8 protein-coding genes and 1 pseudogene are annotated in these 11,057 nt (G+C 60.5%); 8 read left to right on the top strand and 1 reads right to left on the bottom strand.

The window, feature by feature from the left end; genetic code table 11:
* The 8 genes and pseudogenes from LAT62_RS09160 to LAT62_RS09125 form a co-directional block, all read left to right on the top strand.
* Positions 1-346, top strand: a pseudogene (locus LAT62_RS09160) (C4-dicarboxylate ABC transporter); the annotation flags it as partial.
* A 134-nt stretch (positions 347-480) separates the two neighbouring features.
* Positions 481-1,191 (top strand): TRAP transporter small permease subunit, encoded by a 711-nt coding sequence (locus tag LAT62_RS09155; RefSeq protein ID WP_293382346.1) that lies wholly within the window; start codon positions 481-483, stop codon positions 1,189-1,191.
* Positions 1,192-1,193: 2 nt separating this feature from the next.
* Positions 1,194-2,561: a TRAP transporter large permease subunit gene (locus LAT62_RS09150; protein WP_293382344.1), complete on the top strand. Its 1,368-nt coding sequence runs from the start codon at positions 1,194-1,196 to the stop codon at positions 2,559-2,561.
* Between the two features lie 9 nt (positions 2,562-2,570).
* Positions 2,571-3,341, top strand: a complete 771-nt coding sequence (locus LAT62_RS09145; protein WP_293382342.1) for a (Fe-S)-binding protein — start codon at positions 2,571-2,573, stop codon at positions 3,339-3,341.
* Complete coding sequence (locus tag LAT62_RS09140) at positions 3,338-4,756, top strand: LutB/LldF family L-lactate oxidation iron-sulfur protein (RefSeq protein WP_293382340.1); 1,419 nt, start codon at positions 3,338-3,340, stop codon at positions 4,754-4,756. The genes LAT62_RS09145 and LAT62_RS09140 overlap by 4 nt, the downstream gene beginning before the upstream one ends.
* A complete protein-coding gene (locus LAT62_RS09135) occupies positions 4,753-5,418 on the top strand; it encodes an LUD domain-containing protein (protein ID WP_293382337.1) in 666 nt (221 codons plus the stop codon). Before LAT62_RS09140 ends, LAT62_RS09135 begins: the two co-directional genes overlap by 4 nt.
* 34 nt (positions 5,419-5,452) lie before the next feature.
* On the top strand, positions 5,453-7,042 hold the full coding sequence (locus tag LAT62_RS09130) for a methyl-accepting chemotaxis protein (RefSeq protein WP_293382334.1): 1,590 nt from the start codon (positions 5,453-5,455) through the stop codon (positions 7,040-7,042).
* A complete protein-coding gene (locus LAT62_RS09125) occupies positions 7,039-9,954 on the top strand; it encodes an FAD-binding and (Fe-S)-binding domain-containing protein (RefSeq protein WP_293382331.1) in 2,916 nt (971 codons plus the stop codon). Before LAT62_RS09130 ends, LAT62_RS09125 begins: the two co-directional genes overlap by 4 nt.
* Here the strand turns inward: LAT62_RS09125 and LAT62_RS09120 are convergent.
* Positions 9,876-11,018 carry a transglycosylase SLT domain-containing protein gene (locus tag LAT62_RS09120; RefSeq protein WP_293382328.1) on the bottom strand — a complete coding sequence of 381 codons (1,143 nt, stop codon included), beginning with the start codon at positions 11,016-11,018 and terminating at the stop codon, positions 9,876-9,878. The two genes, LAT62_RS09125 and LAT62_RS09120, sit on opposite strands and share 79 nt — an antisense overlap.
* Between the last annotated feature and the right edge of the window lie 39 nt (positions 11,019-11,057).

The raw sequence follows: 11,057 nt of genomic DNA, 5'->3' as shown, positions 1-11,057 counted from the left end.
CCTGCTGGTCAACACGGAAGCCTGGGAAGACCTGTCTGACCTGACCCGTGCGCAAATTGAAGTAGGCTGCCGTTCAGCGACCCTGTTCGGTTTCTCCGAGTCCGAGTGGGAAAACCCGCAAGCCATGCTCGACTTCGAAGCTGAGGGTGTGAACCTGCAGGTGCTGTCGCCGGAGATCCTGGCGGAACTCGAAGAAGTGACCAATGAAACACTGGACGAGATTGCCGCGGGTGACGAGATGTTTGCCCGGGTTCTGGAAAGCCAGCGTGAATGGATGCAGATCCATGGTGTATGGCACGACAAGGGCCACCTGCCACGTTCTTACTACGGCGGTATTGCCGAGTAAGCACTGGGCAGCCATAAGCGGCCCTCGGCCGCTGCAACTGCAAGCCGGGCGTCCCGAGAGGGTCGTCCGGCTTAACCGTTGGATTCAATGTCAGCAGTACAGGGTCTGTGTGCGAACAGGCCAGGAGACCTCACATGTCGGAACAGAATCATAACAGGCCGTCAGAGGCACGGACGGCTGAAGAAATGGTTCAGGCAATTGTTCCCGGGGCTGTGGAAGCCCGGCAGGAGTTGCCGACCAATATTATTTCCCGTCCGGTCGATGCCGCGCTTCGATTTATCGGACAGTTGGCCGCCTGGCTTTGGGTGGCCACCATCGCTGTGATCACCATCAATGTGGTTGACCGGTTTATCTTCGGCCGCGGTTCCGTAGCGCTGGAAGAGTTGTCCTGGCACTTTTTCGGTGCGGCCATGCTGCTGTCACTGAGCTATGCGGTAGTAACCGATGACCATGTGCGGGTCGATTTCCTGCGCGAGCGATTCAGCCTGAAAACGCGCAGTTGGATCGATCTGCTCGGTATTCTGCTGTTGGCTCTGCCGGTCTTCTTCATTATTACCGAAGAGACCATTTCCTATGCCTACCGCTCTTTTATTTCGGGTGAGCGCTCCCAGTCCGCCAGCGGGCTGCGCCACCGATTTGTGCTCAAAAGTGTGATGCCGATTGCATTCTCACTGCTCATGATAGCGCTGGCATCCAGGGTGCTGCGTTGCTCTTCCTATTTGTTCAATTTTCCCAGGGCTATTTGGCCCGATGACGATGGTCCGAGCGGACCGAACGATCAGACGAAAGCCGGTGATCAACATAATGCCGGGGAGTCTCTGTCTAACCGATCGGAAGGAGCTTGATCATGGCCCTGGAAACACTGCTTGTATTACTGATGTTCTGCACCTTCATGGTGACCTTGCTGATTGGTTTTCCGGTGGCCTGGTCACTGGCCGGCATTGGCCTGCTGTTCGCCATTATCGGTCACATTCTGGTGGATACCTTCAATGCCGACCTCTGGTTCAACTGGCGCGGCTCCATGGGCGTGCTGGATCGCCGTATCTGGGGTGTGGTGGCCAATGAACTGATGGTGGCGCTGCCCATGTTCATCTTCATGGGCATCATGCTCGACAAGTCGGGTATTGCCGAAAAGCTGATGAGCAGTCTGGTCAAGTTGTTCGGTGGGCTGCGCGGTGGTTATGCCATCACTGTGGTCATCGTGGGCGTCATGCTGGCCGCCTCCACCGGCATTATCGGTGCCTCGGTGGTGCTGCTGGGCATGTTGTCCATCGGGCCCATGCTGAAAGCCAAATATGACAAGTCGCTGGCGGTTGGTACCGCCTGCTCAGTAGGCACCCTGGGCATCCTGGTGCCCCCGAGCATTATGCTGGTCCTGATGGCTGACCGGCTGGGCACGCCCGCAGCGTCTGTTGGTCGTCTGTTCATGGGTGCGGTGATTCCCGGCCTGATGCTGGCGACCATGTACATCCTGTACATCGTGATTGCGGCGCGACTGAAGCCGGATCTGGCACCGGCACCGGTCGATCGGGAGCCGGTAACCCTGCGTACTCTGCTGGACGTGCTATTGGCGGTAGTGCCGCCTCTGGCGTTGATTGTATTGGTGCTCGGGTCGATCTTTACCGGTGTGGCGACCACGACCGAGGCATCCGGTATCGGTGCATTGGGCGCAACCTTGCTGGCACTCCTATACGGCCGACTGAATCTGACCAACGTCAAGGAAGCGCTTTATCAGACCAGCCGGACGACGGCCTTTATTTTCGGTATCTTCATCGGAGCGACGATTTATGCAGCCGTGCTGCGCAGTCTGGGTGGCGATGATGTCATTCGCGATGCCATTCTGTCACTGCCGTTCGAGACGACCGGGATTGTGCTGACCATTCTGTTGCTGACTTTCCTGCTGGGTTTCTTCCTCGACTGGGTAGAAATCACGCTGATTGTGTTGCCTCTGGTGGCGCCAGTAGTGCTGAGCCTGGGGGTCGACCCGGTCTGGTTTGCAATCCTGTTCGCAGTCTGTCTGCAGACATCCTTCCTGACGCCGCCCGTAGGCTTTGCGCTCTTTTACATCAAGGGCGTCTGTCCACCCGGGATTGTGACCACGGATATCTACAAGGGCGTGGCGCCCTATATCGTGCTCCAGTTGATCGCGCTGATGCTGATTTTCTGGTACGAACCGCTGGCCACCTGGCTGCCCAGCGAAGTCTACCGGCGATAGGAGACGGTAATGGCAAAGCTGTATCCGGCCAAACCGGAGAAGGTGTACTTTTTCGGCACCTGTCTTATCGACATGTTCTACCCGGAGGCCGGCATGGCCGGCATCCGGTTGCTGGAGCGTGAAGGCATCGAGGTGATCTATCCGCAGGGTCAGACCTGTTGCGGACAGCCTGCCTACACGTCGGGCTACCATGATCAGTCGCGGCAGGTGGCCGAGGCCCAGCTTGACCTGTTCCCCGGTGACTGGCCCATCGTGGTGCCTTCCGGTTCCTGTGGCGGCATGATGCGCGAGCACTATCCGTCACTGTTTGCCGGCACCGCTCAAGCCGAACAGGCGCTTGCCGTATCGGGGCGGGTCTGGGAGCTTACCGACTTCCTGCTGCATGTATGCCACATAAAGCTGCAGGATCTGGGCGAGCCCATACGGGTGACGCTGCACACCTCCTGCTCGGCCCGTCGCGAAATGCGGGTAGCTGATGCCGGGCCGGCATTGCTGCGTCAGCTCGACAAGGTAGAACTGGTCGAGCCGGAACGGGCCACTGAGTGCTGTGGCTTTGGCGGCACCTTTGCCGTGCGCCATGAGCAGGTCTCGGCCGCTATGGTGAGTGACAAGGTCAAGGCTCTCGCTGCGACCGGCGCGCGGCAGTTTGCCACCACCGATTGCGGCTGCCTGATGAACATCAATGGCCATGCAGAGAAGGAAAAACAGTCACTGTCCGGTGAGCACATTGCCAGCTTCCTCTGGCACCGCACGCATGCTGAGCCGGAGAAGTCCCAATGACAGTTGATCAGACTTTCCACACCAGAGCCCGTGAGTCACTGGCCAACCCTCAGATTCGGGCCAATTTTCGCAATGCCATGGACGGGCTGATGAACAAACGCACGGCGGCATTCCAGGGCTGGGAACTGGAAGAATTGCGGACGCTGGGGGCCGCGGTGCGCCAGCAGGCACTGAGCCGCCTGCCGGATCTGCTGGAACAACTGGAAGCCAGCTGCGAGCGCAACGGCATTCGGGTGCACTGGGCAACCGATGGCGATGAAGCCTGTCGTGTGATCACTGAACTGTGTCAGCAGCACCAGGCGCGCCATGTGATCAAGGGCAAGTCGATGGTGTCGGAGGAGATGGAGCTGAACCATCACCTGGAAGAAGCCGGCATCGAGGCACTGGAGTCAGACCTGGGCGAATACATCGTGCAGCTGGCCGAGGAAACGCCATCGCACATCATCATGCCGGCGATTCACAAGAATACCGGTGAGATCTCCGATCTGATGCATGCAAAGACCGGCACCGAGCCGCGCCGGGATGTGCCCTATCTGACCAACGCCGCCCGCCAGCAATTGCGGGAAAAATTCATGCAGGCGGATGTCGGTATATCCGGGGTCAATTTTGCCGTCGCCGATACCGGTACGCTGTGTCTGGTAGAGAATGAAGGCAACGGTCGCCTGACCACCACAGTGCCACCAGTGCATATCGCCGTGACCGGAATCGAGAAAGTCGTTGGCAGCCTGGAAGACGTGGCGCCTTTGCTGGCGCTGCTGACCCGATCGGCAACCGGGCAGCACATCACCACCTATTTCAACATGATCTCCGGCCCCCGACCGGAGGGCCATCTCGATGGCCCACGTGAAGTGCATCTGGTACTGGTCGACAATGGCCGTTCGGAGATATGGCAGGACGATGAGTTGCTGGAGACGCTGCGTTGCATCCGCTGCGGTGCCTGCATGAACCATTGCCCGGTCTATACCCGGGTGGGTGGCCATGCCTATGGCACCACCTATCCAGGCCCGATTGGCAAGATACTGATGCCCCACCTCCAGGGGCTGGAAAAAACGCAGGACCTGCCTTCGGCCTCGTCACTCTGCGGTGCCTGCGGCGAAGTCTGCCCGGTGAAGATCCCCATCCCCCAGTTGCTGGTGCGCCTGCGCCGGGAAGCTGTGGATGGGGACCGATTGCATCCCTCGGTGGTGCGCGGCCATGGCGTCAAACGCCGCCGCCTGGAAGCGTTGATTTGGCGGCTCTGGGCCTGGGGACACAGTCGTCCGGCGCTGTATCGGATGGGGCTTTCGGTCGCCAACCGACTGCGCTTTTTGCAGCCACGGAAGCTGGGCGCCTGGACGCGGCACAGAACAGCGCCCGTGCTGGCCGGGAAGAGCCTGCATGCCCGCATGGCGCGGCGCAATGGAGGTGATGCATGAGTGCCCGTGAACAGATCCTGGGTCGTTTGCGTCAGCGCAAGGCAGCCGTGCCCGAGTCCGAACCACCCGATTTTTCTGTGCTGACCCGGCGTCAGTGGTCGGCGGAGGAGAAGCTCGACCTGTTTCAGCAACAGATCGAATCCGTGCACGGCGAGGTGCTGCGTGTGCCGCGCGAAGACTGGCTTACCCCGCTGGTCGGGTGGCTGCTGCAGCGGGAAGTCAAGACGCTGCTGGCGCCGCGTCAGCATGAAGTGGGTCAGACACTGCGTGCTGGCTGGGCCGCCGCAGCGGGCAACCTGGGGCCGGAACTGAAGGATTATGACCAGCCCATCGAGGCGTGGAAACCAACCCTTTTCAGTGAAGTGGATGCGGCCCTGACGTCCACCCTGGGTGGTATCGCCGAAACCGGCAGCCTGATTCTCTGGCCGGATGCCGATCAACCCCGGTTGATGAGCCTGGTGCCGCCCATCCATATCGCGGTACTGGACGCCGACCGAATTTACAGCAATTGGCTGGACGTTCTGCGCGACCAGGACTGGGCCCGGTCCATGCCGGCCAATGCCCTGCTGGTTTCCGGGCCGTCGAAAACCGCAGATATTGAACAGACACTGGCCTATGGGGTACATGGGCCAGCTGAACTTCTCGTTCTGGTGCGCCAATAACTATAACCAGTCCAGACAGCAAGAGGTGAGCATCATGAGCAACCAGGCGATGCATCAGAAAACCACCTCATGGAAGACAGGTGGCCTGCGCGGATTGTTTGACCGCATGCGCGGACGCGAGGAAAAAGACGCGCCAGCCGTGACCGACGTTTCACCGGAGGTGGCGGTCGACCGCCTCCCCCATGACCAGTTGAAACAGCGCCATGTGGGGCTTGTTGACCATCTGCGCACCACATTGGGCTATCTGCGGGTGCACAGTGTGCGGGTGGCTGTCGAGTCCGCCCGACTGCGCAAGGTGACCCTGCAGGCGCACGCCAGCGCAGATCGGCAGGAGGAATTTTCCGAGCTGATTGTCGCCAGCAGCGGTGAAACCAGCACGGCACTGGATGATATCGCCCAGCGGACGGCCACCATTTCCGAGTTGAACTCGCGCAACATGGACACGGTGCGCGACAGCAATCAGTCGCTTAACCAGGTCGCAGAGCGGATCGGCACCACGACAACGCTGATTGACGACTTCAAGGAGACCGTCACCGGTCTGAACGACAGCTCCACGCGTATCCGTGACATACTGGATCTGGTCGAAGGATTTTCCAGTCGCACCAACCTGCTGGCGCTCAATGCGGCCATCGAGGCGGCCCGAGCCGGAGAGCATGGACGCGGTTTTGCTGTAGTCGCCGAAGAGGTGCGCGATCTGGCCGAGAAGGTGGCTGGCGCCACCAAGGACATAGCGGACATTATCGACGCCATGGCACAACAGGTACAGCAGACAGAAAAGGGTACCGCCGATCTGCTTGATCACAACGCCGAGACGCGTCAACAGGTCACTGAGGCGGCCGAGCAGTTTGCACAGATGGTGCAGGGTCTTGAAACCACGCACGATGACCTGTTGGCCATCGGGTCGTCCATAGAAGAGATCAGTGTGACCAATCGAGAGATTCATCAGCGCAGCGGTGAGATCCAGAGCCTCGGGCGCAACCTGGCAGAAGAGATCCGGCAGTCGGACGACTATTCGGCCAACCTGCGCGAAGCCACCGAGGAGACACTGGGGCTGCTCGCCGACTATCGCACCGGCAGCGGCCAGTTGGAGGAAATACTGGAGCAGCGGCGCACGCTCAAGCAATGGTTCGAACAGGCACTGAGCCGCCTGGAAGCAGACGGAGTAACGGTTTTCGACCGGGACTACAAGCCCGTGCCCGGCACGGATCCGCAGCAATACACAACGCTGTATGTCGACGCATTCAAGGCAGCCTTCCAGCAGGCCATCGATGACAGCAAAAAATTGTTTCCGGGAACGGCCTACAGCCTCATTGTCGATATCAACGGCTATCTGGCGGTACACCATTCCGAGGTGTCGCGGCCGCCAACCGGTGACCCGGCACAGGATCTGATCTACAGTCGCGATCTGCGCAAGTACTTCAACAACGATACCGAGCAGCGGCGGGCGCGCAATACCCGGCCGTTCCTGTTGCAAACCTACATCCGGGATACCGGAGAAATACTCAATGACATATCGCTACCCCTGCACGTCAATGGTGAACACTGGGGCGCGCTTGTGATGGGGTTCGATCCGACTCTGATTCTCGAAGACAACCGCCAGACCGGGAGCTCGTCTACTCAATGAACAGGCCTCATCAACAACTGCTCAAGACTTTGCAGACCTTCATGCCGGACGAGCGCCTGATCCATGATCCGCTGCGCACCCTGGCTTATGGCACCGATGCCAGTTTTTATCGACTGATTCCGCAACTCGTAGTGCGTGTAGAAACGGAAGAAGAGGTCAGCCGAGTGCTGCAGGCCTGTCGGGAGTGGGGCACTCCGGTCACCTTCCGCGCCGCAGGCACTTCCCTGTCCGGACAGGCGGTCACCGACTCGGTGCTGATTCTGCTCGGCAATGGCTGGAATGATCATGACATTCTCGAGGACGGGCAGGCGATCAGGCTGGGGCCCGGTGTCATCGGCGCACAGGCCAATGCATGGCTGGCACCTTATGGGCGCAAGATCGGTCCTGATCCGGCCTCGATCAGCAGCTGCATGATTGGCGGAATTGCCGCCAACAATGCCTCGGGCATGTGTTGTGGCACCGCCCAGAACAGCTATCAGACGGTGCGCCATATGCGTGTCGTCATGGCTGACGGTACTCTTCTGGATACCGCCGATCCGGCCTCCCGTGCCCGCTTTGCCCGCACCCATGCCAAGCTGCTGGCGCGTCTGGCAGACCTGGGTACCCAGGTGCGTTGCAATCATGACCTGGCCGAGAAAATACGTCACAAGTACCGGCTCAAGAACACCACCGGCTACAGCCTCAATGCCCTGGTCGACTATGCCGAGCCGGTGGATATCCTGAAACACCTGCTGATCGGTTCGGAGGGCACACTCGCCTTTATCAGCGAGATCACCTACAACACCGTGCCCGATCATGCTCACAAGGCAGCGGCGCTGGTCTATTTCGAGGATATACGGGCAGCCTGTGAGGCCACGCGCGCGCTCAAGGAGCAGTCTGTACCGGTTGCCGCCGTGGAGCTGCTGGACCGCAATTCACTGCGCTCGGTCGCTGACCGGCCGGGCATGCCCCCGGAGCTGCAGCAACTGCCGGACGACGCTTGCGCCTTGCTGATTGATGTGCGCGGTGAGGACGATGCCGAAGTAGCGTCCGGCGTCCGTGCTGTTACCGAGGCCCTGGGCAGCGCCAGACTGCTGTCGCCGGTGCAGTTCACGCAGGACCCGGCAACCTATGAGCTTTACTGGAAGATCCGCAAGGGTATATTCCCGGCCATCGGCGCCCAGCGCGTGATCGGTACCACCTGCCTGATCGAAGACGTCGCTTTTCCGATGGAGCATCTGGCTGACGGTGTGCTGGGCGTACAGGCGCTGCTGCAGAAGTATGGCTATCACGATGCCACCGTGCTCGGTCATGCGCTTGAAGGCAATCTGCACTTCGTTTTTCCGCAGAGCTTCGAAACCGACGCGGATGTCGAGCGCTATGATGGCCTGATGCAGGAGGTGGCGGAACTGGTCGCGGTGCGTTACGGCGGCTCGCTCAAGGCTGAGCATGGCACCGGGCGCAACATGGCGCCGTTTGTCGAGATGGAATGGGGCAGTGATGCCTATGCCCTGATGAAAACGCTGAAAAAGCTGTTTGATCCGCTCAATCTGCTCAACCCGGATGTCATCCTGTCCGACAACAAGCGCCTGCATGTGGAAAACATCAAGCCGATTCCGGCCGCCCATGAGCTGATCGACAAATGCATCGAATGCGGGTTCTGCGAGGCAGTGTGTCCGTCACGCCGCCTCAGCCTGACGCCGCGTCAGCGCATTGTACTGTGGCGTGAAATGAGCCGCCTCGACAGCACGGGTGAAGACCCGGAGCGCCTGAAGAGACTGCGCGACGACTATCAGTACCAGGGTCTGGATACCTGTGCGGCCGACGGGCTCTGTGAACTGCGCTGCCCGGTGGACATCAACACCGGCGACCTGGTACGAGCGATTCGCAGCGAGCAAAACCAGAACAAGAACGCAGCGGCACAGCAGATCAGCCTGCATTTTTCCGGCGTCACCCGCGGTATGCGAGTGGGCCTGCGCATGGCCGGATTTGGTCGTGCGCTGCTGGGCAATGGCGCTGTGGCTGCGGGAGCCGCCGTGGTCAACAAGGCCACTGGTGGTGCTGTCGGCCGCTGGTCGCCGGCCATGGGTCGTGCCGGCACCTCCGGCCAGCGTCTGCTGGCCCGCTCACAGACGATCAAGCGCAGTGGCCGACCGGCGGTGGTCTATCTGCCCGCCTGTGTGACCCGGGTGATCGGACCGGCGCCCGGCGATCCTGAGTCGCGTCCGGTGCAGGATGTATTGCTGTCGATACTCGACAAGGCCGAGTATGACGTCATCATACCACCGCTGGTGGACAGCCTTTGCTGTGGCATGCCGTTCAAGTCCAAGGGGCTGTTCGAGGTGGCGCAGGGCAAGCGGGAAGAAGCCCTCGATGCGCTGCGTCTGGCGTCGGAAAACGGTCGACTGCCGATACTTTGCGATACCAGCCCGTGCGTGCAGACACTGCTGGAGGCCCATGACTCCGGCCTTCGGATCATGGAACCCGCGTCCTTTATCTATCAGGAAGCGCTGTCCCGGCTGACGCTGAGCCCGGTTGACGAGAGGGTGGCGCTGCATGTGACCTGCTCCACCACCCGACTGGGCCAGGGTGACGCCCTGGTCGGGCTGGCGCGGGCCTGTGCCCGTGAGGCAGTGCTGCCGCCCTCGGTGACCTGTTGCGGTTTCGCCGGCGACAAGGGCTTTCAGGTGCCCGAGCTCAATGCCTCTTCGTTGCAGGACCTGGCCAGCGAGGTGAAAGGCTGTCAGCGCGGCTTCTCCAACAGCAGAACCTGCGAGATTGGCCTCAGCGAGCACTCGGGCATTCCCTACCAGTCAATACTCTATCTGGTTGATCAAGTGTCGGCACCCGGGGTTCAGAGTTCTTCGCAGCCGGCCAGTTCGTCAAGCGAAGCACAGGCCGCGCGGGTGGCGATCGACACATCCACCAGGTAATACATGGACGCGGTGCCCAGGTAGTTGCGCCCCAGGTTGTGGAAGACCATGCCCAGGGCAATGTCGCCGGCGGTAAAGTTCTCATGATGACGGGCAAAGTAGTCGGCGGCTCCGCGCAGGTCGTCATCGGTCATCAGGGCTCTGATGCGGCCGACACCGCCATGATACGCCTGCAGAAGCAACAGGCTGTACAAGGCCTCTGCCTTGTCTTCGGGCAGATGACCAAAGGTGTCCAGAAACGCCGGCTCGAGATTGCGGTGATTCTGTTCCAGCAAACGCAGGGCACAGTCTATTTGTGCCAGTCGGTGGAAGTAAAAGCGTTGCGGGATTTCGCAGTCACCCAGCGCAGCGGGCGACAATTGCATGATGCCGCGTGCGTTGGCCGACGAATGAGCGTTACGCAGCCCTCCGCTTTCGATCAGGATCTTGCCGGCCAGCGTACTCAGCACTTCCTCTGGGAGATTGATTCTGCCTTGCTCAAGACGTTCACGATAGACGATATCGACCGCCTCATGCAGGGATACCCGGTTCTCTTCACTGCCTACCTGGATGCCGTCCCAGGCCCCCCAGAAGCGGGTTTCCGGGTCTTCACCCGTGTAGCGTTCAAGCGCCGTCTGCAGGCGGGCATCCGGCTGGTCGCAGCTCAGGGCGAAAGGGTAGCCCGCCACACCATTGCGGCCCGGCACCCAGGCGTCCACCACACCTTCGGCGGCAAGAGCAGCGCGACGCTGGTTGAGCAGGCGTTGCGTGGCTGCAGTATCTTCGCCGTTCTCCAGCCAGACCAGGAAGGTGGCGCGCACATCAAACAAAATGTGGCGGTCCGGTGACTCACAGAACCCCTGCTCACTGAGTACCCAGAGGCGCAGGGTACTCAGGTTTTCATGCATGCCCTGACTGATCCAATAAGGCGTGTCGCGAATCACATCGTGCCAGCGCGGCAGCGGTGGTGGCGCAGCGATGATCGCCGCCTCGCCCGACAAGGGCGTTTCGGCCTGCACGGGAGATGCATTGGGCAGGACATTCAGACTGACGATCAGCAGCAGGCCGAAAACGGAACGAAGCATATCAATCTGCAATCCGGGCGGTTGGGTACAGCAGGCAGA

It is taken from the genome of Natronospirillum sp., assembly GCF_022565775.1.
Lineage (GTDB): Bacteria > Pseudomonadota > Gammaproteobacteria > Pseudomonadales > Natronospirillaceae > Natronospirillum.
Note: the sequence above shows the minus strand (reverse complement) of the source record. Positions and strands in the feature narration are given on the sequence as shown.

Coding starts and splice junctions, on each gene's coding strand:
- LAT62_RS09155 (WP_293382346.1), top strand. CDS start 481: ATGTCGGAACAGAATCATAACAGGCCGTCAGAGGCACGGACGGCTGAA.
- LAT62_RS09150 (WP_293382344.1), top strand. CDS start 1,194: ATGGCCCTGGAAACACTGCTTGTATTACTGATGTTCTGCACCTTCATG.
- LAT62_RS09145 (WP_293382342.1), top strand. CDS start 2,571: ATGGCAAAGCTGTATCCGGCCAAACCGGAGAAGGTGTACTTTTTCGGC.
- LAT62_RS09140 (WP_293382340.1), top strand. CDS start 3,338: ATGACAGTTGATCAGACTTTCCACACCAGAGCCCGTGAGTCACTGGCC.
- LAT62_RS09135 (WP_293382337.1), top strand. CDS start 4,753: ATGAGTGCCCGTGAACAGATCCTGGGTCGTTTGCGTCAGCGCAAGGCA.
- LAT62_RS09130 (WP_293382334.1), top strand. CDS start 5,453: ATGAGCAACCAGGCGATGCATCAGAAAACCACCTCATGGAAGACAGGT.
- LAT62_RS09125 (WP_293382331.1), top strand. CDS start 7,039: ATGAACAGGCCTCATCAACAACTGCTCAAGACTTTGCAGACCTTCATG.
- LAT62_RS09120 (WP_293382328.1), bottom strand. CDS start 11,018: ATGCTTCGTTCCGTTTTCGGCCTGCTGCTGATCGTCAGTCTGAATGTC.